At 66.0% G+C, this 24280-nt stretch carries 21 protein-coding genes; 15 read left to right on the top strand and 6 right to left on the bottom strand.

The features are described 5' to 3' along the window. Nucleotides 1-86 precede the first annotated feature (86 nt). Both tssL and tssK read right to left on the bottom strand, forming a co-directional pair. The gene (gene tssL / locus AB4Y99_RS09365) at nucleotides 87-1535 is read right to left on the bottom strand and encodes a type VI secretion system protein TssL, long form (protein WP_441523125.1); all 1449 of its coding nucleotides are present in this window, start codon (nucleotides 1533-1535) and stop codon (nucleotides 87-89) included. Next, complete coding sequence (gene tssK, locus AB4Y99_RS09360; protein ID WP_441523124.1) at nucleotides 1532-2869, bottom strand: type VI secretion system baseplate subunit TssK; 1338 nt, start codon at nucleotides 2867-2869, stop codon at nucleotides 1532-1534. The genes tssL and tssK overlap by 4 nt, the downstream gene beginning before the upstream one ends. Nucleotides 2870-3048: 179 nt before the next feature. Here tssK and AB4Y99_RS09355 point away from each other — a divergent pair, with 179 nt between their 5' ends. After that, nucleotides 3049-3552 (top strand): PAAR domain-containing protein, encoded by a 504-nt coding sequence (locus tag AB4Y99_RS09355; RefSeq protein ID WP_441523123.1) that lies wholly within the window; start codon nucleotides 3049-3051, stop codon nucleotides 3550-3552. Nucleotides 3553-3700: 148 nt separating this feature from the next. Continuing rightward, nucleotides 3701-4054, top strand: a complete 354-nt coding sequence (locus AB4Y99_RS09350; RefSeq protein WP_441523122.1) for a RidA family protein — start codon at nucleotides 3701-3703, stop codon at nucleotides 4052-4054. A gap of 133 nt (nucleotides 4055-4187) precedes the next feature. Here the strand turns inward: AB4Y99_RS09350 and tagH are convergent, their stop codons facing one another. From tagH to AB4Y99_RS09335, 3 genes are read right to left on the bottom strand one after another with little or no spacing between them, the layout of a single operon-like run. After that, complete coding sequence (gene tagH / locus AB4Y99_RS09345) at nucleotides 4188-5570, bottom strand: type VI secretion system-associated FHA domain protein TagH (protein ID WP_441523121.1); 1383 nt, start codon at nucleotides 5568-5570, stop codon at nucleotides 4188-4190. Between the two features lie 33 nt (nucleotides 5571-5603). Further along, nucleotides 5604-6152, bottom strand: coding sequence for a DUF6931 family protein (locus AB4Y99_RS09340; RefSeq protein ID WP_441523120.1), 549 nt, complete (start codon nucleotides 6150-6152; stop codon nucleotides 5604-5606). A gap of 11 nt (nucleotides 6153-6163) precedes the next feature. Beyond that, nucleotides 6164-8020, bottom strand: coding sequence for a type VI secretion system Vgr family protein (locus AB4Y99_RS09335; protein WP_441523119.1), 1857 nt, complete (start codon nucleotides 8018-8020; stop codon nucleotides 6164-6166). Nucleotides 8021-8137: 117 nt separating this feature from the next. On the opposite strand from AB4Y99_RS09335, the gene AB4Y99_RS09330 reads away from it, so the two are divergent. From AB4Y99_RS09330 to AB4Y99_RS09285, 10 genes are all read left to right on the top strand, one after another. Beyond that, complete coding sequence (locus AB4Y99_RS09330) at nucleotides 8138-8704, top strand: OmpA family protein (protein ID WP_051987427.1); 567 nt, start codon at nucleotides 8138-8140, stop codon at nucleotides 8702-8704. An 85-nt stretch (nucleotides 8705-8789) separates the two neighbouring features. Continuing rightward, nucleotides 8790-10241, top strand: a complete 1452-nt coding sequence (locus AB4Y99_RS09325; RefSeq protein ID WP_038358312.1) for a type VI secretion system protein TssA — start codon at nucleotides 8790-8792, stop codon at nucleotides 10239-10241. Nucleotides 10242-10365: 124 nt separating this feature from the next. Next, nucleotides 10366-10896 (top strand): type VI secretion system contractile sheath small subunit, encoded by a 531-nt coding sequence (gene tssB / locus AB4Y99_RS09320; protein WP_081925067.1) that lies wholly within the window; start codon nucleotides 10366-10368, stop codon nucleotides 10894-10896. Between the two features lie 56 nt (nucleotides 10897-10952). Next, nucleotides 10953-12458: a type VI secretion system contractile sheath large subunit gene (gene tssC, locus AB4Y99_RS09315; RefSeq protein WP_038358310.1), complete on the top strand. Its 1506-nt coding sequence runs from the start codon at nucleotides 10953-10955 to the stop codon at nucleotides 12456-12458. A gap of 139 nt (nucleotides 12459-12597) precedes the next feature. After that, the gene (locus tag AB4Y99_RS09310) at nucleotides 12598-13083 is read left to right on the top strand and encodes an Hcp family type VI secretion system effector (RefSeq protein ID WP_038358308.1); all 486 of its coding nucleotides are present in this window, start codon (nucleotides 12598-12600) and stop codon (nucleotides 13081-13083) included. A 104-nt stretch (nucleotides 13084-13187) separates the two neighbouring features. Continuing rightward, nucleotides 13188-13694: a GPW/gp25 family protein gene (locus tag AB4Y99_RS09305; protein WP_112764641.1), complete on the top strand. Its 507-nt coding sequence runs from the start codon at nucleotides 13188-13190 to the stop codon at nucleotides 13692-13694. Continuing rightward, nucleotides 13694-15655: a type VI secretion system baseplate subunit TssF gene (gene tssF / locus AB4Y99_RS09300; protein ID WP_441523118.1), complete on the top strand. Its 1962-nt coding sequence runs from the start codon at nucleotides 13694-13696 to the stop codon at nucleotides 15653-15655. Before AB4Y99_RS09305 ends, tssF begins: the two co-directional genes overlap by 1 nt. Further along, nucleotides 15652-16707 (top strand): type VI secretion system baseplate subunit TssG, encoded by a 1056-nt coding sequence (gene tssG, locus AB4Y99_RS09295; protein WP_441523117.1) that lies wholly within the window; start codon nucleotides 15652-15654, stop codon nucleotides 16705-16707. The genes tssF and tssG overlap by 4 nt, the downstream gene beginning before the upstream one ends. 23 nt (nucleotides 16708-16730) lie before the next feature. Then, entirely contained in the window at nucleotides 16731-19466 is a 2736-nt protein-coding gene (gene tssH, locus AB4Y99_RS09290) for a type VI secretion system ATPase TssH (RefSeq protein ID WP_441523116.1), read from the top strand. 37 nt (nucleotides 19467-19503) lie between these two features. Next, nucleotides 19504-20274, top strand: a complete 771-nt coding sequence (locus AB4Y99_RS09285; RefSeq protein ID WP_441523115.1) for a hypothetical protein — start codon at nucleotides 19504-19506, stop codon at nucleotides 20272-20274. A gap of 6 nt (nucleotides 20275-20280) precedes the next feature. Here the strand turns inward: AB4Y99_RS09285 and glpD are convergent, their stop codons facing one another. Continuing rightward, nucleotides 20281-21825, bottom strand: coding sequence for a glycerol-3-phosphate dehydrogenase (gene glpD / locus AB4Y99_RS09280; protein WP_441523114.1), 1545 nt, complete (start codon nucleotides 21823-21825; stop codon nucleotides 20281-20283). 183 nt (nucleotides 21826-22008) lie between these two features. On the opposite strand from glpD, the gene pncB reads away from it, so the two are divergent. From pncB to AB4Y99_RS09265, 3 genes are all read left to right on the top strand, one after another. Beyond that, nucleotides 22009-23286, top strand: a complete 1278-nt coding sequence (gene pncB, locus AB4Y99_RS09275) for a nicotinate phosphoribosyltransferase (protein WP_441523113.1) — start codon at nucleotides 22009-22011, stop codon at nucleotides 23284-23286. Between the two features lie 71 nt (nucleotides 23287-23357). Next, nucleotides 23358-24005: a DUF1444 domain-containing protein gene (locus tag AB4Y99_RS09270; RefSeq protein ID WP_441523112.1), complete on the top strand. Its 648-nt coding sequence runs from the start codon at nucleotides 23358-23360 to the stop codon at nucleotides 24003-24005. Nucleotides 24006-24132: 127 nt separating this feature from the next. Further along, nucleotides 24133-24280, top strand: a 148-nt coding sequence (locus AB4Y99_RS09265; RefSeq protein ID WP_291659067.1) for a GTP-binding protein, incomplete at its 3' end; no start/stop codon positions are given.

Raw genomic sequence — 24280 nt, 5'->3', positions numbered from 1 at the left:
AACCAGATCAGTGCGGCGAGCGCGAGCGTGCCGATCAGGATGGCCACGATGCGGAGCCAGGTGGCGAGATTCATCGGATCGCCCTCCTAGTTCTGACGCTGGATCAGGATTTCGACGCGCCGGTTCTGGGCACGGCCGGCGGGGGTGRCATTCGGCGCGATCGGCGTGTCCGCGCCCTTACCCTCGAAGCTGATGCGATCGGGCTTGGTCAGCTTGGTCTTCAGCATGTCGCCGACCGCCTTGGCACGGGCCTGCGAGAGCTCGACATTGGAGGGGAAACGGGCGGTGCGGATCGGTACATTGTCGGTATGGCCGACGACCTTGACCGCGCCTCCCTCCTGCTCCAGCACAGCGGCGATGCGCTCGATCAGCGGCTGGAACTCGGCGCGCACGGCAGCCTGTCCCGGCTCGAACAGGGTGATACCGGCGAGGCGCACGATGACGACGTTCGGCGTCACCAGGCAGACGATTGGCGGCTGCACCGCGGCGCAGACCTTGGGGGGCTGTGCCGGTGGAGGCGGTGGAGGCGGCGGGGCCGAGAAGACCTTGCGCATGATCCCGACCTCGCCCTTGGGATGGACCGAGAGCAGGGCGGTCGAGGCCGCCTCGGCATTGCCCGAAAGCAGGGCGCGGAAGACGAAATAGACGCCGAGCAGGGCGACGGCCGCGATCGCCGCCACCGACCAGACGGGCACCTTGAAGCCGGCGAGGGCCTGCGCGATCGCCTGTCCGCGCCAGCGCGGCGAGAGCTCGGGATCGGGCTGCTTCACCCGGCGCAGCGTCTCGAACAGGTTGCGCTGGATCATCTGGAGATTGTTGGCGCCACCAGCCGACGTCCGGTGGATGCCCTGGAAGCCGAGCGCGAGGCAGGCATGCATCAGTTCGAGCAGGTCATAATTGACCGACGGATCGGCCTTGGCCTTGTCGAGCATCTCGAAGAAGCGCACGCCGCCGATGCGCTCGCCGAAAAAGCGCGAGAGCATGCTGTACTGGGTCCAGACATGACGGTCGTCGCCGGGAATATTCTGGACGATGTCGTCGGCGCTGGCGGCGATGACGTATTTCGCCGTCTGCGCGGTTTCGTGCGAGACGCCGGCGGCGCGGACCTCGTGCTCGAAGGCCTCGATGGACTCGCCGACCTGGCCGAGAAGCTGGGCGAAGGGCGCGTTGGAGAGGTTGGCGCGCATCCGCCCGAGCAGGAGCAGGAGCGGCCCCGCGGCGCGCAGAAGCGGGTTGGCGTTCGGCGTCAGGAGCTGGTCGCGGCGCGGCAGGGCTTGGCCGCCGCCAAAAGGCGGCGGGGCCTGCTGCTGGCGCGGCGGGATCGGCGCCGGGTTCGACATCCACTCGTCGCCGGTGCCGGGCACGCCGGGCGAGGGCACTTGCGGTGGCTGATAGGGCTGGGGCGCCTGCGGTGCGGCCGGGGTTGGTGCGGCAGGAGCGGGCGGCAGGGGCGCGCGGCGCCCGCCGGGGTTCGGCCTGATGATCGTTCGCTCGGAGCGGCCGAAAGGATCTGAGGGCGAACCCGGATCGCTCATCGTCTGCCCTCCAGAACGGCCCAGAGCTCGAGTTCGAGATCGGGCCAGTCACCGGAAAAATGCATGCCGATCGAACTCGCCGTCGAGAACTCCGGCCAGAGCGGCGAGGTGCGGTCGAGATAGAAGTATACATGATCCGTGAGCGCGCGGATCTGCGGCGGCGGCGTCGGCAGGTGGACGAGATTGATGCCCGGCAGATGGGCATGGACGATCTCGTTCATCTTGGTGTTGGGGCCAACCTTGAAGAGCTGCGGGAACTGCGCCTGGATCTCGGTCAGCGGGCGGCGGGCTGCCACTTCCAGCACCAGCGTCGCGTTGCGCACGAGGCTGCGGTCGCGGATCGTCGACATGAAGGCGTTCTGCGCGCGCTCGACGATCTCCAGCCGGATGGCGCGGCGGCCGAGATTGGCGGAGAGAAAGTCCTGGATGTCGCGCACCACCGGAGCGAAGCAGTTCTCCAGGTCGTCATGGTCGTAAGCCGGGTAGTCGCGGGCGCGGCGCTCGGCCGTGGTGAAAGTCGCAAGCTCGCCGGCGAGCGCCAGGAAGGTTGAGAACAGCCGCTCGGGATGGATGAAGCGCGAGCGGCGCATGTGCTTGAGCACGGGGATGCTGCGGTTGAGGAGCTGGAGCACGAAATAGTCCGCGCTCTGCAGGCCGCCGCCGGCGGTCGGATCGGCGGCGTAGCGGGCAAGCTCCTCCAGCTTGTTGTCGATCCAGCCGATGACGCGGTCGAGCCAGCCCTCGATGACCGGATAGGCCGAGCAGACCAGCACGGGCGGGGCGAATTTCTCGTCGAAGAGCACGGCGCGGTCGCGCACTTCCAGGATGCGGCCGAGCGCGAGGCCGACATAGCCGGCCTTCGAGGTCTTGCGCAGCTCCAGGGTCAGGCGCGGATGGGCGACGTCGATCTCCTCTTCCGTGCGCAGCGAGGCTGTGGAATCGATCAGCATCTCGGTCGCGGGGAGATAGCGGCTCGCGGAGCCGGTCTGTGCGTCCTCGACCTCGCGGGTGTTGGCGGCCGAGAGCGGCAGGGAGAGCCAGACGATCTGGCCCGCCGCATTCTCCGGGACCTCGATCGCAGCCGGGAGCGGGCTGTTGTCGGGCATGGCGAAGGGCGTTCCGTCCGGCATTACCCCGACGGCGCGGCGCAAGCCGATGCGGCTTTGCTGGGCGAGGTCGCGGTCGATCTCCAGCACCGAGAAGCCCCACGGATAGGGCGTGATGGCCCTGACCCGGCTTTCCAGCAGGTTCTCAAGATAGCGGTCGCTCTGCTGGAAATGATGCGGCCTGAGGAACAGCCCTTCCGACCAGACGACCTTGCTGTACCACGACATTCCGGTCTCGCTCACTCGAAGGCAGGCATGGCGAGCTTATCCGGGGCTTGCCCCAGCGTCACCTAACGAAATGCTAGCGCTTCGCGCGCGAGGCGCCGTCATTGACTTGAAGGATGCGGCGGACAGAGTTTGAGGGCAGTCCTGAAAGGAACGAATCCGTTCGAGAACGGGAGGCGACGATGCCGAAAGGCCCTGCCGCACGCATCACCGACCCGGTGATCCACCCGTTGCCGGGCATTCTGCAGCCGGGGCCGGGCAGTCCGAACGTGCTGATCGGCAGCCTGCCGGCCTGGCGAGGAGTTCCAGCTGCGGCCGCCGCGGYGATCCAGGGCGCCAAAGCCGCGGCCGATGCGACGGTGCAGGCGGCGGAGGCCGCGACGCTGGCTGCCGCCGGAACGCCCGGTGCGCCGGCAGCGCTCGCGGCCGAAATCGCGACGAAGAACGCCGTCTCCGCCAGCATGGGCTCGATGATCACCGGTGCTTCCGGCGGGGCCGATATCCATAACTGCCTGACGCCCGTGCCGCCGCCCGTGCCGCATGGACTCGGCGTCGTCATCGACGGTTCGCAGACCGTGCTGATCAACAACCTGCCGGCCTGCCGGATGGGCGATACTGTCCTCGAAGCGCTGGGGCCGCCCAACAAAATCATCATGGGCCTGCCGACAGTCATCATCGGCGGATGATTCCGGATTGATTCAAGAATTCCGCGCAAGTCACTGATGTTGGATCGTTTTCCGTTCCGTGGGTCGCCGGGGTGCCGATCCTCCGGCTTGACCGGAGGTCTCGGGCTCGCCAAGCGGGTTCTCCCAATCCCACTTCGGAGGACCTGCCATGACCATCGAACGCATCGGGCTGACCGCCCGCTGGTGCGACGCCGCCATCTTCAACGGCATCGTCTTCCTCGCCGGCCATGTGCCGGAGAAGACGGAAGGGCGCTCGCTGACCGAGCAGACGCAAGAGGTGCTGGCGCTGCTGGAGGAAACGCTCGCGGATGCCGGCAGCAGCAAGGAACGCATCCTCAGCGTGCAGATCTTCCTGACCGATATCGGCAAGATCGGCGAGATGAATGCGGTCTGGGACAAATGGGTGGCGCCGGGCCACGCGCCGGCGCGCGCGACCGTCGAGGCGAAGCTGGCATCACCCGGCTACGGCATCGAGATCACGGCGGTGGCGGCGAAGCGATAGGATTGAAGGGGGCGTCATTCTCGGGCGCAGCGCAGCGGATACCCGAGAATCTCCGGACAGGAGGGCACTGGAGTCTCATTCTGCATGAGATGCTCGGGGCGAGCCCGAGCATGACGGCCGCAGGGAACGGCCGTCACTTCCCGCCGCGGTCGTAGCACTCGGCGAAATAGATCATGAAGGCGTCGACGAGACCGTCCTCATAAGGGGCGGACTTGGCCTCCCAGCGTGCGACATAAGTCTCCCACATCTTCGCCTTGCGCGAGCCGATCAGCCCGCCGATCCCGCCTTCCGGCGTGGTCGCTTCGGCGATCGCTTGCGGATCGAGATCCTCGACCAGCAGGCGCAGCGCGTGCTGCATGGCGGAGTAAGTCTTGATCTGGTGGGCCTTGAGGTCGCGGAAGCTCTCGTCGAAGGCGCGCTTCGCATCGAGATAGCCACTGCGCGGCTGGCCGAAGATCAGTTGCAGCGCATCGTCCACCGTCGGCGAGAATTTCAGCGGGTTGTTGTCCTGTGCCTGGATCATCGTCTGGTTGGTGCTGCGGGCGATGCGCTTGCTCTCGGCGCGGGCGGCGAGCAGGCCCTTCAACTCCTCCGCGATCAAGCGCATCAGCCCGCCGAGCTGCTCGGCGAAGGCGCCCGGGTCCTGCGTGGACAGGGCTTGCGGCGAAACGCCGGCCCCTTTGGCGAAGCGCTGCATGAACTCGCCCATCGAGATCGCGGCAGGGCCGCTCATGGGGGCGGATTCCCGCGCGAGGGCAGGCGCGGACACCGGTGTGGTCGCGGGCGCAGGCATCGGCTCGGCATCGGGCTCCGGTTCGGCCGCAGCTGGTTCATCCCAGGGGTTCGCGGAGGCCGGGCCGCTTGCCGTCGGACGGCGCGGCGTGGGGATTGGCGCCAGCGGCTCCGCCTGGGGGGTGGGGGCGGCCTGCAAGGGCGCCCAGGCGAAATCGTCGCCTTGCGGCGGCGGGGCAGACCAGGCCGGTGGAGGGGCTGGCGGCGCCGGCCCGGCGGCCGGTGTCGGAATGTCGGTGGCCCAGTCGATGAAGCTTGCATGCACCGGCTTGGCGTGGCCGGGCGGCATCAGATCGCGACGCGAGATCGGCGGCGCGGCATCCGTGCTGGGCGCCCAGAGCGCTTCCGGGTCGGCGGCATAGGATGGGGGAGGAGAGGCCGCCTGCGCCGCTGCCTGCCCGGCCTCCTCGTCGATGGCGACGGCGATGATGTAGTGGCCGATCTCGAGCCGATCGCCGTGCTGGAGGCGGTAGGGCGACTGCACGCGATGCTCGCCGCCATTGACGAAGGTTCCGTTGGTCGAGATGTCGCGCAGCCACCAGCCGCCGTCGCGGAAGCGGATCTCGCAATGGCGGCCGGAGACGGCGCGCGAGGGATCGGGCAGCGCCCAGTCGAGATGTTGGTCGCGGCCGATATCGAGGCCGCGCCCGCCGCTGGCGGTCACGCTGAGCGGGCCGCCATCGGGCAGCGAGGCCTGGTTCTCGATCGTCAGTGTCAGCGCCATCGCGGACATCCCGTTCCGAGCTGCGCGAGAAGATCAGCGCTTGCCGGCATCGTCTTCGGCCAAACGAATGCATGCTTCGACACAGGCGCGCAATGCGGCTTCGCGCTCGCGGGCCGGCAGACGGTTGATCGCATTGAGCACGGCGATGCGGGCCATCTTGGCGGTCAGGTCCGGCGGGGTGGGGATGGCGTGGCTTTCCGACATGCTGCCGCCGGAATAGCCGGCCGCCCAGGCCACGAAGGTGCCTGGCCGCGCGCGATCTCCGGCCTGGGCGTGGCGCAGCGCTTCGAAGCGGGTCTTGTCGCCGGGCTCCCGGACCCAGGCCTCGGCGGCGGCAAGGCCGGGGTCCTGCGTGCCGGGCGGCTGCAACGAGCGCACCGCCTGCAGGGCCCACCATACCGTTTCACGCCTCGGCAGGAGGAAGGCGCAGAAGCCGGCGGCCTCCATCGGCGCCGGGCCCCTGACGAGGCGCGCGAGGAAAACCAGCGGAGGCTCCCCGGTCGGCGGCATGGTGACGGCCTGGGAGGCCGAGGGATAGGTCTCGAACACTTCGCGGGCGGTGCTGAAGCGCAGGCGTGACATGATGGCTCCGGCTAGTTGATCGTCACCATCGGGGCCTTGACGACGAGGGCGCCGTCGCTCTTGACCTCCGTCAGGGCCTGGCTGTGGATCGTGATGGTCGGCGATTTGATCTCGATGCTGCCGGGCGTCATCTTGATCGTGCTCTCGCCGACCTTGAGATTGATCTCGGTCAGCGCCTCGACGTCGAGCTTGCCGTTTTGGATGTCGAGCTTGTCGTTGCCGAGCTTCAGAGTGGTCTCGCGCGAATAGTTGCTGCCCTGGAAGCGCTCGCCGATCTCGCGGGTCTCGATATTGTTGACCGTGACCTTGTGGTCCTTTTCGGCCCGCATCTCGAGAACCTCGCTGTCCTTGAGGTCCTCGAACTTGATCTCGTTATAGGTGCCGGGGAAGCCTGCATGGTCGGTCGATTCCGATTTGAGGCCGGATTGCGTCTTGTTCGCCGGCAATTCGTAGGGCGGCTTGTGCTGATCGTTGACGACGGCGCCAACGACGAGCGGCAGGTCCGGGTTGCCCTCGATATACTCGACGATCACCTCCTGGCCGATGCGCGGAATGATCTGGCCGCCCCAGTTTTTGCCGGCCCACATCTGCGCGACGCGGGTGCGGCAGGAGGTGGAGCCGTCCTCGCGGTCCCAATGGAAGCGCAGCCAGATGCGGCCGTACTCGTCGACGTCGATATCGCCTTCCTCGCCCTGGTTCTTCTCGCCGACGACCTTGGCGGTGTGCGGCCCGTAGACCTTCGGGCGCGGCGTGACGAGGGGCGCTCGGAAGCGCCGGTCGCTCTTCTGCAATTCGAAGGAGCCGCTGTAGACCGCCTCATCCTGCTGGCCGGAGCGGTAGCCCTGAGCTCCGAGCATATGCGTGGCGCGCACCACGAGATATTCGGTGTTCTCGGCGCCTGAAGGGTGCTCGCCGAGCTTCATCAGCGCGCCCGGATAGAGGCTCGGCGCCTCGCCGGCCGTGTAGCGCCGGTCGTCCTTGGCTTGTTGCGCCTGCGCCCGGACGCGGGCGAAATGCTCGCCCTGGTCGCGCTGGGTGTAGCTCGCCGGATAGTCGTAGGCCTCATAGGACTTGGCCTTGGGGAAGCCTTCCTCGGCGCGCGCCGTGAGGTCGGAGCCCGATTYCTCGAAATCATAGTCCTTCAGCTCGACCTTGCCGGTGCGCAGGCGCCGCACCGTCGACCATTGGGTGAGATGCTCGACATCCGCGCGCGGGAAGCGGCTGCCCGGCGCGACGAAGGCGAAGATCGAGCTGTCGCCCGTGAAGTTCGCCTCGGCGCTCGGCATCACCTGGTCATGGCCCGAGCGGGAGTCGCAGAGCACCAGCTTGTGGTCCCCGTCGCTGTGCTTGAAGTAGTAATAGATGCCGTACTGCTCCATCAGACGCAGCACGAAGTCGAGATCGGTCTCGCGATATTGCACGCAGTAGTCGATCGGCTGCAGCGTCTCGCTGGTGCGGTCATCGAAGCTCGCCGCGTTCTCCTTCTTGAAGATCTCCTTGATGATGTCGAGCGCGGTCTTGTTCTTGAAGATCCGGCAGTCTGCGCGCTGCGAGAGCAGCCAGAGCCAGGGCCTCAGCGTGAATCGGTAGACATAGAGGTCGTCCTGCTTGCCGAGCCATTGAGCATCGACGAGCGTGCCGTTGAGAACCCGCTCGCTCTTGTTCTTCAACGTGAACTTGATCGAGCACTTCTCGCTCATGATGCTTTGCAGGTCGGCATTCTCAGTTTTGCTGATTGCCTCAACGTTATAAGTAAACAATTCGCTTAAAGATTCATCGGCTTCGAAACGGATAAGTGAAAACTCGTCCTTTCCGGCTGGAGTCGTAAAGGACGCAATCCTTTGTTCTTGTCCAGGATTCGATGGCATCAACGAAACCTTTCGACGATTGAACCTAAATTCGACTTGACGTAACTAACTCTCAGAGTCATCGTCGGATCCGTAAGTTTTCATCCGCCGATTGGCGTGACACATTGGGAGGTTCCCATGCGCAAGCAATCCGCATTCAAGGTATTCGTCGCTCTGGCGGGCTCGATGGTTCTCACCACGGCGACAGGCGCCATGGCGCAGACCTACAAGGCGGACGACATCGTCAAGCATTTCCAGCCCGGCGTCGTCGCGCCGAAGCCGGCGGGCGTCACGCGCGGGCTGTGCATCGGCACCGAGGCCGAATGCGCGAAGGCTGGCCATGCGGTCGAGATCGCCAAGCCGCCGAGCGCCTTCGATCTCGTGGTGAAGTTCAAGTACAATTCCGACGTGCTGGAGCCCGAGGCCAAGGGCAATCTCGACGAATTCGCCAAGGCCCTGAAGACGCCCCAGCTTTCCAGTCAGACCTTCATGGTCGAGGGGCACACGGATGCCGCCGGCAATCCGACCTACAACATGAGCCTGTCCGAGCGCCGCGCGGAGGCGGTGGTCCGCTATCTCGGCGAGAAGGGCGTCAACACCGGCAAGCTCGTCGCCAAGGGCTATGGCCAGAGCCAGCCGGTGGTCGCCGACCCCTTCTCCGGCGACAACCGCCGCGTCGAGACGCGCTTGCGCGCCGCGAATTGAGCGCACGGTCGATCTGTTCACGGCGGTTCGTGGGGCTTCCGGGCCGCCGCGTTGCCGGGCGGGAAGAGGCATTCTGGGGAGAGGCATGGCCGCGCTGAATTTCGCCGAACTGTCGAAGCCGATGTCCGATGACGGCCCCTGCGGGCCGGACCTCGAGGACGACCCCGACTTCATGAATGTCACGGCGCGCCTCGAGGTCGTGCTTCCGGTGGCGTATTTCCGCCGCGACGACGACGGCAGGCAGGTCGCCTTCGACCGCTCGAGCATCGAGTTCCCCGCCGCCTTCGCCGATCTCGGCAAGCTGATGGCCCGCTCGCAGGACCTCCGGCTCTTCGTGCTCGCGGCGAAGCTCTCGATCCTCAATCGCGACATTGCCGGCTTTGCCGCCTGTCTCTCAGCCATGGCGGAGATCCTCGGCGAGCATTGGGAGGAGGTGCATCCGCGCGCGTTGGATGGCGACTTCATCATGCGCGAGGTCACGCTGCAGGGGCTGGACGATTTGCCGACCGTGGTTCTGCCGTTGCAGCACGCGCCGCTGTTCGTGAGCCGCCGCATCGGCGCCTTCGCCTTCCGCAGCCAGCTTGTCGCCAGCGGCGAGACAAAGCTGGTCGAGGGCGAGCAGCATCCCGATGCGGGCGCGATCCAGGCAGCGCTGGGGGAGGTCGAGGTCGATGCCCTGACGGCGACCCTCGGCCATATCAACGCCGCGCGCGAAGGGCTCGCGCGCCTGCGTGCGATCTGGATCGAGAGAGTAGGCGTCGATCATCCGCTCGGCTTCCCGCGCCTCGTGGCACTTCTGGACCAGATCGCCGGCTTTCTGGACATGGCGGTCGCGCGGCGCGTTCCGGGGCATCAGCCCTCGGCGGCGGCTGCGGCGACCGACGCGCAGATGCCGGCAACTAGCGCTGCAACCTTCAATCCGGGCGGCCTTTCGAGCATCCTCCAAGTGAAGGATACGCTGGCGGCCTGCCTCGGCTACTTTCGCAAAACGGAGCCGTCGAGCCCGGCTGTCCTGCTGATCGGGCAGGCGCAGCAGCTCATCGGCAAGTCGCTGATCGAGGTCATCCAGATCATGTTTCCGGAGCACGTCGACAAGGCGGTTCTCGAGATCGGCGAAGTGCGCCGGTTCAGGCTGCCGCTCGAGCGTCTTCCGGTGCCGGACGGCCATGATTCCGAGGCGGGGGAGGACAGTTACGACAGCGCCTCCGTCGAAAGCGATGACGGCGACGGCCATGACAACGGCGTGGCGGAAGAGTCCGAGGCCTTGGCCGAGGACGGAGAGGCCGATTCCGGTGCGGCGGAGGCTCCGTCCCACGTGCCGCCGCCGGCTGCCGCCATGGCGGTGATCGCCATCGGCAACCGCGCCGATGCGGTCAACGCGATGAGGGCGGTCGCATCCTTCTACCGGCAGGTGGAGCCTTCGCATCCGACGCCGCTCCTGATGGACAAGGCCTGCGCTCTGGCGCAGCATGATTTCATGTCGCTGCTCGGCAATATCCTGCCCGAGGTTGCGCAGATGCCGGATGCCGACAGCTAGGGAAGTTTTTCGGTTTTGATTTGAACCTCTCGTCGTGATGATGAGACTATATCGATGAATTCCGAAGTTCTATACAGTATCACGCTACGTCAGCGTGGTCCGGTTAGCAAAAGGGGCATGCGTCATGGCCGGAGATTCAGGGCAGAAGTTCATTCGCCGCAACAGGCCGCCTCGGGTGCACATCACCTATGAGGACCCCTACAACGCCGAGCAAAAGATCGAGCTGCCCTTCGTGATGGGCGTGCTGGCCGATCTCTCGGGCAACGCCTCGGCGGTCGAAAAGCCGGAGATCTCGCAGCGCAAGTTCCTTGACGTCGACATGGACAATTTCGACCAGCGCATGGCCGCGATCGAGCCGGGCCTTGCCTTCAACGTGTCCAACAAGCTCGGCGAGGACGAAAGCGAGAAGCTCTCTGTCGCGCTGAAGTTCACCAAGTTCGAGGATTTCAACCCCGCGGCCGTCGCCCGCCAGATCCCGGCGACCGCCAAGCTGCTGGAGGCGCGCGAGCAGCTCGCCAACCTGCTGCGCTACATGGACGGCAAGATGGCGGCGAGCGACCAGATCAAGGCGCTGCTGGCCGATCCGCAGCTGATGACAGCCCTCAAGGACAGGCTCGGCAAGAACGGGAAGCCCGAGGGCGAAGCGCAGAACTGAGGCAGGGCGCGGGCCCTCTTTCCGGGTCGGCAGGCGGTTAAGCGAGCGAGGCGGCAATRGCAGCGGAAGCACAAACCCAACAGCCCGGCGGGGCGGCAGTCGAGACGCGCGAGATCGACGATTTCTCGGCGATCCTGAAGCAGAGTTTCAAACCCAGAACGGAACGCGCGGCGACGGAAGTTGAGAACGCGGTCGCGACCCTCGTCAATCAGGCGCTGGCGGATTCGACCGTGATCAAGGGCGACGTCATCGACACGATCGAGGAGATGATCGCGCGGCTCGACGCCAAGTTGACCGAGCAGATCAACGAGGTGCTGCACGCTCCCGAATACCAGAAGCTGGAAAGCGCCTGGCGTGGCCTCAACTACCTCGTCTTCAACTCCGAGACCGATGCTCAGTTGAAGATCAAGGTGATGAACGTCTCGAAGAACGAGCTCTACCGCAACCTGAAGACCTATCCCGGCGCGCGCTGGGACCAGAGCCCGCTCTTCAAGCAGGTCTATGAGCAGGAGTTCGGCCAGCTCGGCGGCCAGCCCTTCGGTTGCCTCGTCGGCGATTATCACTTCAGCCACACGGCGACGGACGTCCAGCTTCTGCGCGACCTCTCGAAGATCGCCGCGGCGGCGCATGCTCCCTTCTTCGCCGGCGCCGATCCGATGCTGATGCGCATGGATGCCTGGACGGAGCTCTCCGATCCGCGCGATCTCAGCAAGGTCTTCGACACGCCTGACTATGCGGCCTGGAAGGGCCTGCGCGACGCCGCCGACTCCCGCTATGTCGGCCTGTGCCTGCCGCGCGTGCTCGCCCGGGTGCCCTATGGCGCCAAATCCGAGCCCGTCGAGGAATTCGCCTTCGAGGAGGATACCGACGGCCACAAGGGCGAGAAATACGCCTGGATGAACGCCGCCTATGCCATGGCGGTGAACATCAACCGCGCCTTCAAGGAATATGGCTGGTGCACCCGCATCCGCGGCGTCCAGTCCGGCGGCGAGGTTCTCAACCTGCCGACCCACACCTTCCCGACTGACGATGGCGGCGTGGATCTGAAATGCCCGACCGAGATCGCGATCAGCGACCGGCGCGAGGCGGAGCTGGCGAAATCCGGCCTGATCCCGCTGATCCATCGCAAGAACACCGACAAGGCGGCCTTCATCGGCGCCCAGTCGCTCTACAAGCCCAAGGCCTTCTCCGGGCCCGACGGCGTGGCGGCGACGGCGTCCGACAACCTGTCCTCGCGGCTGCCCTACATGTTCGCGGTCTCGCGCTTCGCGCACTACCTGAAGTGCATGGTTCGCGACAAGATCGGCTCCTACAAGGAAAAGGAGCCGCTGCGACGCTGGCTGCAGGAGTGGATCACCGAATATGTCGACGGCGATCCGGTCAATTCCAGCGAAGAGACGAAGGCGCGGCGCCCCCTCTCGGATGCACGCATCGACGTCTTCGAGGACGAGGAGAACCCTGGCTATTACTCGGCCAAGTTCTATCTGCGGCCGCACTTCCAGCTCGAAGGCATGGATATCGGCCTGAGCCTGGTCTCGCGACTGCCAGCTCCCAAGCAGTGACCGCCACCTGATCGGCAGGTGACGGAAGCACGAAGACCCTTCGACGCGCTGACCCGATGCGGGTGCGCGATCGGAGAGATGCGTCCATCAGCGCGCTCGCGCATCCGAGCAATCCGACGACCCTACTTTGGAGGTAAACATGGCTGCCGACTTTCTGCTCAAGATCGACGAGATCAAGGGCGAGGCCCAGGACAAGACCCACAAGGATACGATCGCGGTCGATTCCTTTTCCTGGGGCATCAGCAACCCCGGCTCCTACGCCCATGGCGGCGGCGGCGGGGCGGGCAAGGCGAACTTCCAGGACATGCATTTCACCGCGCAGGTCAGCAAGGCTTCGGCAAACCTCGCCCTGTATTGCGCCAGCGGCAAATACATCAAGAAGGCGGTGCTCTACGTCCGAAAGCAGGGCGAGAAGCCGCAGGAATACTACACGGTGACGCTCGAGGACCTGATCGTGTCGAGCTACCAGTCCGGCGATGCCGCCGGCGGTTCGAGCGTCCCGACCGACCAGTTCGCGTTGAACTATGCCAAGGTCGAGTTCCAATATCGGCCGCAGAAGTCGGACCAGACGCTCGACTCGGCGATCGAGATGAAGTGGGATCTCAAGGGTAACGCCAAGAGCTGAGCCGCGCGCACCGGCTCCGGCTGAGCCGGAGCCGGTTCGTCGCCCGCCCCGGACGCGATGTGATGGCCGACCCCCTTTCGAAGAAGCGGCTTCGGCCGCCTTTGATGTTCGCATTCCGCGAAGCGCATCTGGAGAAGGATGCGCGGACCGCGCTCGACCTGCGGGACGAGGGCGGCGAACGTGTGATCGCGCAACGTCGCGCCGCGCCGCGGGCCGCGATCACCGAGCCGAAGCTGCGGCGCGAGATCGCCATCGACCTCGACGCGCTGGTCAACACGGTCAATCTTGGCTCGGCCGTGGACCTTTCCGAGCTGGAGCATGTGCGCCGCTCGATCCTGAATCACGGCTTCCCTGACATGACGCGGCTTTCGATCGACGAGCATCGCGTCGATACGATCCGTGAGGATCTCGCCGCCGCCCTGATGGGCTACGAGCCGCGATTGATCCGCAATTCCATCGCCGTCGAGCGCGACAGGACGCTCGATTCCGCCGAGTTGAAGGTACGCTTCCTCGTCCGCGCCGATCTGAACTGCGAACCTTTGAACGTGCCCGTGCAATTCGTGGCCGATCTCGAACTCGATACCGGCAAGATCGCGATCAAGGGGCGGTGATGAACCAGGAGTTTCTCGATCTCTACAATCAGGAACTCCGGCTGTTCATGGAGCACAGCAAGGAGTTTGCGGAGGAGTATCCCGGCATCGCCGAGCGGCTGGGCGGGCTCGTCGGCGAGCGCATGGACCCGATGGTCGGTGGCCTTCTCGAAGGCGCGGCCTTCCTCGCCGCCCGCGTGCAATTGAAGCTGAAGCACGAGTTCCCCGAATTCACCAACAATCTGCTCGAACAGCTCCTGCCGAACTATCTGGCGCCGACGCCTTCGGCGCTGTTGGCGGGCGTCGTGCCGCCTTACTCCGATCCGGGCCTGCGCGAGGGGATGCGCATCCCGCGCGGCGCCTATCTCGACGCGACCTATCTGGAACGCGAGCGGCGTGTCGCCTGCCGCTACCGGCTGGGCAGCGACATCACGCTCTGGCCATTCGAGATCGTGGCCGCCGAGTACATTCCAGCGCCGGCGCCATTGCAGGCGCTCGGCTTGCGCACCGATCAGCGCGCGCTTGCGGGGTTGCGCCTGACCCTGACTCACCGGGTGATGGCGGACCCCGAGCAGGAACCGACCCCGGCCCAGGCCTTGAAGAATCCGGCGAGCTGGTTCGCCGGCTGCCGGACGAAGGAGCTCGCCTTCCATCTGCTCGGCGGGGAGGGCGATGCGGTCGCTCTCTACGAGCAGCTCTTCGCGAACTGCGTCGGCATCCATTTCCGTCATCTCAACGCGTTCGGCGACCCGGTGGTGACGCCGGGCGAGGGTTGCCGGCTGGAGCAGATCGGCTTCGACGAGAACGAGGCGCTGCTGCCGGCCGATACCCGCGTCTTCCGCGGCTTCGAATTGCTGCACGAGCTGTTCTGGTTCCCGCGCAAGTTCCTCGGCTTCCGGCTGGAAGGGCTGGGCCGGATCATGCCCAAGCTCACGGCCAAGACGGTCGAGCTGATCTTCGTCTTCGACGAGGTCAATACGCGGCTGCCCGGCGCGGTGCGCAAGGAGATGTTTGCGCTCTACGCGGCGCCCGCGATCAATCTCTTCGAGAAGACGGCCGATCGTATCCCGGTGAAGAGCAACCAGCACGAATTCCATGTCGTGCCGGACCGCAGCCGCGCGCTCGACTACGAGCCGCACAGCGTTCTCTCGGTGCATGCGCACTATACCGGCGGTCGCGAGAAGCAGCCGGTCCATCCGCTCTATTCCTCGCCTGAGGGAGCCTCGCCGATTCATGGCCTGCACTACACGCAGCGGCGCCTGCCGCGGCGGCGTTCCTCGGCCGAGCGGCGCCAGGGGCGAGCCTCCGACTATACCGGCACGGAGATGTTCATCTCGCTGGTCGAGCCGGCGGGCATGACCGACAGCACCTCGGTGGTGGAGCTGAGCGTAAGGGCGCTGTGCTCCAACCGGCATCTCACCGAGCATCTGCCGACCGGCGTCGGCGGCGCCGATTTCCGGCTGATCGACAATGTCTCGCTCGACCTTGCCTGCCTTGCCGGGCCGACGCCGCCGCGCGAGCCGATCGTCTCGCAGCTTCGCTTGCGTGCGGAGACGGCGAGCACGGGCGTCGTGACCTGGCGGCTGATCAATCTGCTCAGTCTCAACCATCTCGGCCTCGTCCAGCGCGGCGCCGGGCAGAATGGCGAGGCGCTACGCGAATTGCTTTCGCTCTTCGCCGATCTTGCCGACAGCGCGACGGAGCGGCGCATCCGCGGCATCAAGAATGTCGACAGCCGGCCTGTCGTGCGCCGTTTTCCCCAGCGGGCCGGAACGGGGGCCGGGCGGGGGCTGGAAATCACCGTGCTGCTTGACGAGAAGGCCTTCGAGGGCTCCGGCGTCTTCCTGCTGGGCGCGGTGCTCGACCGCTTCTTCGCCGAATATGCGGCGATGAACCATTTTACCCAGACGGTGATCCGCACGGTGGAGCGCGGCGAGGTGATGCGCTTTCCACCGCGTGCCGGTTCGAGGCGCGTCCTGTGAGCGAGGACGCCGCCACGCCGCTGGAGAAGGCGCCGGGCTACCAGGCGAGGCTGGAGGCGGAGCCCTGGCGCTTCGACTTCTATGCCGTGATGCGGCGGCTGGAACGCAGCTTTCCGGAGCGCAGCCGCATCGGCGACGTCGCCTCGCGGCGCGACGAATATGTCGCGCTGGGCGAGCAGGCCTTCCTCGACTTTCCCGCCTCGACCATCGCGGAGGCGGGCCGGGACGCGCAGGGCAGGCTTCGGCTCTTCGTGAAGTTCCTCGGCCTGCTCGGCCCGCAGGGCGCGCTGCCGCTGGCGACAACCGAGGAGAGCTATCACTGGCAACTCGCGCGCGACGATGCCTTTCCGCGCTTCCTCGATATCTTCAACCACCGCTTCCTGCAGCTCTTTTACCGCACCTGGGCGGATTCGCGGCCGATCGCGCAGCATGACCGGCCCGATCTCGACCGCTTCGCCGCCTATATCGGCAGCATGATCGGGGTGGGCTCGAAGCCCTATCTCGACCGCGACAGCGTGCCCRATCCCGAGAAGCTCGCCCATGCCGGGCTGATCGGCGCGCAGGCAAAATCGGCCTCGCGGCTTCAGCGCCTTCTCGCCGGGCTGTTCAGGACGCAAGTAGAGATCGAGCAGTTCGTCGGCATGCGTCTCGTCTTCGATCCGGCGGACCGGACGCGGCTGGGAGGCGCGCATTGCACGCTCGGCGGCGACGCGCTGCTCGGCGCCAGCGTCTACAGCGTCGAGGACAAGTTCCGCGTGAAGATCGTGGCTGCCGACCTCGAACAGTTCGAGCGCTTCCTGCCGAATGGCGATCGCTGCGAGCCGCTGGCGGATGCCGTCTTCCTGCATCTCGGCGAGCAGTTCGAATGGGATGTCGAGCTCGCGCTGCCGGTGGGCGAAGTGAAGCCCGTCAGGCTCGGCCAGTCCGGCCATCTCGGCTGGACGAGCTGGATGGCGCCGAACTGGACCACCGAGGAAGGCGCGCTGCGCCGCGACGCCCGTTTCCATCCGGCCGAGCGCATGCGCCTGAAACGTAGCCGCGCTGCTGCCTAAGACCAGAGATCAAGGGGACGACCATGGCCGATATCAGCCTCGAAGCCGTCACAGGCAAGCTCAACCGGATCGGCTACGACACCTTCCTGCAGGCGCTGAGGCAGGCCAAGGGTGCCGGGAACCGCAATGTCGAATTGACGCATTGGCTGCTGCAGATCCTGCAGGGCAGCGCCAACGACCTGACCCTGACCGCAGACCACTACAAGCTCGATCGCGCCAGGATGCTGATGGACCTTGGCGGTATCGTCGAGGGGTTCCGCAAGAACGAGACGGAGATGCCCGGCATCGCCAACCACATCGTCGATATCCTCGACCGTGGCTGGCACTACGCGACGCTGTTCTTTGGCGAGACGCAGATCAGGACCGGGCACCTGCTGGTGGCGGCGCTGAAGTCGACCGAATTGCGCCGGGCTTTCACCGGGCTTTCCAAGGAATTCGCCAAGATCCCGGTCGAGGAGCTGGCGGCAGGCTACGGCAAGATCTGGGAAAGCTCGGAAGAGGAGAACTTAAGGCCGATGGATGGCTCGGGCCTGCGCGCCGCCGGCACGCCGGGCGCCGAGGCGGCCGAAGGGCCGAAGGGCACGACCGCGCTCGACCGCTTCTCGCAGGATTTGACCGCCAAAGCGCGCCAGGGCGGCATGGACCCGATCCTCGGCCGCGACGACGAGATCCGGCAGGTCATCGACGTGTTGATGCGCCGGCGCCAGAACAACCCGATCCTCACCGGCGAGGCCGGCGTCGGCAAGACCGCGATCGCGGAGGGCTTCGCCCAGCGCGTCGCTTCCGGCGACGTGCCGCCGCCGCTCAAGGGGGTGAAGGTCTGCGCGCTCGATATCGGGCTGATGCAGGCGGGCGCCTCGATGAAGGGCGAGTTCGAGCAGCGCCTGCGCTCGGTGATCGACGAGGTGCAATCCTCGCCGACGCCGGTGATCCTGTTCATCGACGAGGCACATACGCTGATCGGCGCCGGCGGGCAGGCGGGCACGGGCGATGCCGCCAACCTGCTCAAGCCGGCGCTGGCGCGTGGCACGCTGCGCACCATCGCGGCGACGACATGGTCGGAGTACCGGCAATATTTCGAGAAGGACCCGGCGCTGACCCGCCGCTTCCAGCCGGTACAGGTCGACGAGCCCGATGTGCTGCGTTGCTGCACCATGCTGCGCGGGCTGATTGGCCCGATGGAGAAGCATCACAAGGTTCGCATCTCGGATGCCGCCATCGTCGCGGCGGTGACGCTCTCCTCGCGCTATATCCCGGCCCGCCAGCTTCCCGACAAGGCGGTGAGCCTGCTCGACACGGCCTGCGCCCGCGTCGCCATCAGCCAGAGCGCGACGCCGGCCGCGATCGAGGATGCGCGCGTCGCGATTTCCTCGCTGGAGCAGGAGAAGGCGGCGCTGACCGCCGATGCCGATCTCGGCACCGACAGCGGCAAGCGGCTCGATGAGATCGAGGTGGAGGTCGCGGAGAAGCAGGAGAAGCTCGCCGCCCTCGAAGCTGCCTGGGCGAGCGAGCTTGCCATCGTCGAGGAGATCAAGGCGCTGCGGACCAAGCTCGGCGAGAAGGTGCCGGGCGCCGATCCCAAGGCCGAGGCCGTGCCGCAGGAAGCGAGCGTCGATGCCGGCGCCGCAGCGCCGGAGGTATCGGCTCCGACCGGGGAACCTGCAGCCGATCCCGAGGATGCCCGCGCCGCGCTCAACGCCAAATTCGCGTCGCTTGGCGAGATCGATCCGGCCAATCGGATGATCTACGCCCATGTCGACGAGCAGTCGGTCGCCTCGGTCGTCTCGGACTGGACCGGCATCCCGGTCGGACGGATGGTCAAGGACGAGATCGAGACCGTGCTCAACCTCGCCGAGACGCTGAACAGGCGCGTGGTCGGGCAGGGGCATGGCATCGGCATGATCGCCAAGCGCATCGAGACCAACCGCGCCAAGCTCGACAACCCCAACAAGCCGATCGGCGTCTTCATGCTCTGCGGCCCCTCCGGCGTCGGCAAGACCGAGACGGCTCTGGCGCTGGCGGAGGCGCTCTATGGCGGTGAGCAGAACGTCATCACCATCAATATGAGCGAGTTCCAGGAGGCGCACACCGTCTCGACACTGAAGGGCGCGCCTCCCGGCTATGTCGGCTATGGCGAGGGCGGCCGGCTGACGGAGGCCGTTAGGCGCAAGCCTTACTCGGTGGTGCTGCTCGACGAGGTCGAGAAGGCGCATCCCGATGTGCACGAGCTGTTCTTCCAAGTCTTCGACAAGGGCCAGATGGAGGACGGCACTGGCCGGCGCATCGATTTCAAGAACACGCTGATCATCCTGACCTCGAATGTCGGCACGGACGAGATCATGAGCATGTCGGCCAATGGCGCCGCCAAGCCCGATCCGGAGGCGATGGCGGTGAGTCTGCGCCCGGCGTTGCTCAAGGTCTTCCCGCCGGCACTGATCGGGCGGCTCGTGACGATTCCCTATTATCCGCTGTCGTCGGACATGCTGGCTGGCATCGTCCGCCTCCAACTCGGGCGCATCGGCAAGCGGCTCTCCGAGAACCACAAGGCGGCGTTCGCTTACGATGACGCGGTGGTCGAGCACATCGTCGGCCAGTGCAACGACCCGGATTCGGGCGGGCGCATGATCGACAACATCATCACCAACTCGATGCTGCCGGCGCTATCCCGCGCGATCCTCAACCTGCAACTGGAGAAGAAGCCGCTGACCGAGGCGAAGGTCTCGGTCGCGGAGGGCCAGTTCGCCTATCAGGTGGCGTGAGCCGCCTTTCCGAAACATCCCAGCGAGGCGAGGGCCCATGGTACCGGATCCGAGCAACCCGACCGATATCGCCAATGGCTCGCCGTCGCCGGCGGACTGGGTCGACCGCTACTGGAACGTGCCGGCGGGCGACACCCTGGTGTCGATCAACAAATACATGATCGGCACCCATAATTCCGATGCGGGGGCGACCAAGCGCAGCCTCGTCGTGCAGGAGGCGGCGAAGCGAAAGCTCACCGTCGACAAGAAGGCCTTCACCCGCGCCAGCATGGGCAAGGTCAGCCCGGGCGATTGCGAGCATATCCTCAATCTCGCCCTCGACACYGGCAAGGCGACCGAAGACACGATCCAGGCCTGGGCCGACCAGAGCCTCGGCGTCGACTGCACCGGCTTCGTCGTCGCCTATTACAACGAGATGAAGCGGATCAGCATCGACAAGTATTCGGGCGGCGCGGGCTGCCCGTTCCTCGTCGGAGCCGCCAAGGCGGGCAAGCCGCCGGGCCTTCCCAGTGCCCTGATCTGGGATTTCGACGAGATCCGGACCGGCGACATGGTGGTCTGGATGACCGACAAGATGCTGGAAACCCGCAAGCCCGGCCATATCGCGCTGGTGTCCTACACCAACGTCGTGCCGGACGCGCTGCTGATCGCGCATTCCAACGGCGCCAATGACGGCTCCGGCCATTTCGGCCCGAAGCATGGCAGGCTTGGCTGGGACGGGGTCAAGAGCGGCGGCAACGGCAAGTACATCCAGGTCGACGGAACCGGCAAGGTGATCGTGGTCCGGCCGCCGGCCTGGATCCCTTGAACGCGCCTAGACCGACGCAGCGTCCTGCATGAAGTCGTCGAGCGCTTCGCTCTCCGCTTTCGACAACCGCAAGCCCAGCTTGCCGCGGCGCCAGAGCACGTCCTGCGCCCGGCGCGCCCATTCCGCCTTCATCAGGTAGCGCACCTCGCGCTCGTAGAGATCGGCGCCGAAATGGCGGCCGAGGTCGACCACGCTCTTCGCATCGCCGAGGATGTCGCGGGCGCGGGTCCCGTAGGCGCGGACAAGCCGCGTCGCCGTGCGTCGTTCGAGCCAGGGATAGGCCGCAGCAATCTCACCGACCAGCGTGTCGAAGCCGCCGACGGGGAAATCGCCGCCGGGCAGCGCGCCTGCAACCGTCCATTCGGCGCGGGCGGCCCAGGGTGCGAGCGGCGCGAGCTTCGCGATCGCGGCCTCGGCGAGGCGGCGATAGGTGGTGATCTTGCCGCCGAAGACGGAAAGCAGCGGCGCCTCGCCTTCGGGCGCATCGAGCGTCAGCACATAGTCGCGCGTCGCTTCCTGCGCCTTGGATGCGCCGTCGTCATAGAGCGGGCGCACGCCCGAATAGGTCCAGACCACCGATTCCGGCGTGACGGGCTGGCGGAAATATTCGCTCGCGGCGGCGCAGAGATAGGCGATCTCGTCCGGCGTCGCGACGACTTCGGCTGGATCGCCATGGTAGTCGCGGTCGGTCGTGCCGATCAGGGTGAAGTCCTGCTCATAGGGAATCGCGAAGACGATGCGGCCGTCGGCATTCTGGAAGATGTAGCTGCGGTCGTGCTCGTAGAGCTTCGACACGACGATGTGGCTGCCCTGCACCATGCGAACGCCGGCCTTGGCATTGGTGTGGATGACGCCGTTCAGCACCTCGCCGACCCAGGGGCCGGCTGCGTTGACGAGCGCCTTCGCCCAGATGTCGAAACGGCCTTGCGGCCCTTCCGCCGTCAGGCGCCACAGCCCGTCCTCGCGGATCGCGGCGACGACGCGCGTGCGGGTGTGGATCGCGGCGCCGCGCACGGCGGCGTCCATGGCGTTCAGCACGACAAGGCGCGCATCCTCGACCCAGCAATCGGAATATTCGAAAGCCCTAGCCTTGTCGTCCTTGAGCGGCCTGCCGGCAGGATCATGGGCGAGGTCGAGCGTGCGCGTCGCGGGAAGGAGCTTGCGGCCGCCGATATGGTCGTAGAGGAACAGGCCGAGCCTGAGCAGCCAGGCCGGGCGCAGGCCCTTGTGATGCGGCAGCACGAAGCGCAGCGGCCGGATGATGTGCGGCGCGATGGCCCAGAGCCGCTCGCGCTCCATCAGAGCCTCGCGCACCAGCCGGAACTTGTAATGCTCGAGATAGCGCAGCCCGCCATGGATCAGCTTGGTCGAGCGCGACGAGGTGGCGCTGGCGAGGTCGTCCTTCTCGAGCAGCACGACGGAGGCGCCGCGCCCGGCCGCATCCCGCGCGATGCCGCAGCCATTGATGCCGCCGCCGATGACCGCGAGATCATAGGGCGCAGAAGGAGTGGTGCCGAAGCCGGCCGCAGGCAATGTGGTTTCGGACGCCATGTGCTTTTGAATCCCGTTCGAACAGGCGAGATAGCTTGAGAGAGGGGGCGCGGCAATGGTCGAGCGCCGCTCGCGGGCTGCCCTGTGCGCGACACGCTTGCGCCGGCGGCCAAGGCATTGTTCTGATGGCATCGGTGCCGATGCGCCGTTCCGTCGCCGAGCTTTCCCGGACCTGCTGCCGATATGATCTACACCGACATCGCGACGCGGACCTATAATCACGGCTGGCGGCTCGACCCGATCATCCGCAGCCTGCTCGATACCGATTTCTACAAGCTCCTGATGCTGCAGATGATCCGGGCCTTCCATCCGGAGGTCCGCGTCACCTTCTCGCTGATCAACCGTTCCAGGCATATCCGCCTCGCCGACATCGTCGACGAGGGCGAGTTGCGCGCGCAGCTCGACCATGCCCGCTCATTGCGGTTCACCAAGAAGGAACTGATCTGGCTCGCCGGTAACAGCTTCTACGGCAAGACCCAGATGTTCTCGCCGGACTTCATGGCCTGGCTCGCCGAGTTCCAGCTTCCCGAATACGATCTGCGCAAGGTCGACGGCCAGTACGAGCTGCATTTCGACGGCCCCTGGACCCATACGACCATGTGGGAGGTGCCGGCGCTCGCGATCATCAACGAGCTCAGGGCGCGGCGCGTCATGCTGGGCCAGAAGCGCTTCTCGCTCGACGTGCTCTATGCCCGCGCCAAGGCGAAGATGTGGGACAAGGTCGAGCGGCTGCAGAAGCTGCCCAATCTCAGGCTCTCCGATTTCGGCACGCGCCGCCGCCATGGCCATCTCTGGCAGCGCTGGTGCGTCCTGGCGCTGAAGGAGGGGCTGGGCAAGGCTTTCAGCGGCACCTCGAACGTGCTGCTCGCGATGGACACCGATCTCGAGGCGATCGGCACCAACGCCCATGAATTGCCGATGGTGCTGGCGGCGCTGGCCGATTCCGACGAGGAGCTGCTGCGCGCGCCTTACCGGGTGCTCGACGAATGGCGGCAGGTCTATGGCGGCAACCTGCTGATCGCGCTGCCGGACGCCTTCGGGACGCAGAGCTTCCTGCGCCATGCGCCGGATTGGGTGGCGGACTGGACCGGCTTCCGGCCGGACAGCGCACCTCCCATCCCGGCCGGCGAGACGATCATGGAATGGTGGCGCGCACGCGGGCGCGATCCGCGCGAGAAGCTGCTGGTCTTCTCCGACGGGCTCGACGTCGATGCGATCGAGCGCGTCTACCATCATTTCGACGGGAAGGTCCGCATGGCCTTTGGCTGGGGCACCGACCTGACCAACGATCTCGTCGGCTGCTCGCCGGACGGTTCGCGCGCGCTCGATCCGATGTCGCTGGTCTGCAAGGTCACCAAGGCGAACGGGCGCCCGGCGGTGAAGCTCTCCGACAATCCCGAGAAGGTCTCGGGCGACCCGGAGGCTGTGGCGCGCTATCGGCGGGTGTTCGGGGTTGCATGACCGCGGGCAAGTAAAGATGTTGCCATTATGTTCTCAATGCGCAATTGTGGTTGCGGGTTGGGGGACTCGGCATGCTGCACTTACTGGTTGTGTTGTTCGCCATGCTCACAGCGTGGCCGGATCGATCCTGGGCTGAAGAACCGGTTTGCCCGGAATGCGGTGCGCCTCAACGCGATGCGGCTTCTTTCAAGAGTTCGCTGCTGGTCACCGTCAAGAACCGAGCCTTCGTCGCGGCGGTTGAAGAAAAGGCGCGCGCCCAACCGAAACCTGCACCGGGCATCGTCCACGCGGAGCTCGTGGGCGATATCGTGGTCGTCGTCGTAGAAGATCGCAAAGACATATCTCGCTTCGTCATGAGCGGCGAAGGAAAGCGGTTCGGGCTTAGCAACCAGGATATGATGAATGCCGGCCGGGAGAACCTGAAGCGCAGGGTCTCGCGCCTGCAGATCGAGGAACATGGTCCCGTTCGGTCCCTGTCCTTCGAGGCTGACTACAATGCGGCGCTGATTCTGCTGCCAGAGGTCTGGTCCGCGATCCCGAATCTCCCTGCCGAGCTGGTCGTCGCGGTGCCGGCGCGCGACATCGTGGCCTTCGGCGACGGAGCCGATCCGGAGGCGGTCGCGAGCCTGCGCCGTATCGCCCGAATGCCGAGCGAGGGCTATTCGGTGACGAGCCTTCTTCTGCAGCGGGTCCGGGGGCGCTGGATGGTGAAGAATTAGCGCTGACCTCCTCACTCTGGCGTCACAGGAGGTCGATGGGGCCGGCCGGCTTGCATCGCCGCGCAAAAACCCCTAATGCGACCGCGTTTCTAGGCCCCGGAGGGCCGCCTTCGAGGACAAGGGTGTCATGGCCAAAGAGAAGTTTTCGCGGACGAAGCCGCACTGCAACATTGGAACGATTGGTCACGTTGACCATGGCAAGACGTCGCTGACGGCTGCGATCACGAAGGTTCTGGCTGAGTCCGGCGGTGCGTCGTTCACGGCGTATGACCAGA

The organism is Allobosea sp. TAB14 (genome assembly GCF_052113865.1).
GTDB lineage: Bacteria > Pseudomonadota > Alphaproteobacteria > Rhizobiales > Beijerinckiaceae > Allobosea > Allobosea spartocytisi.
Note: the sequence above shows the minus strand (reverse complement) of the source record. Positions and strands in the feature narration are given on the sequence as shown.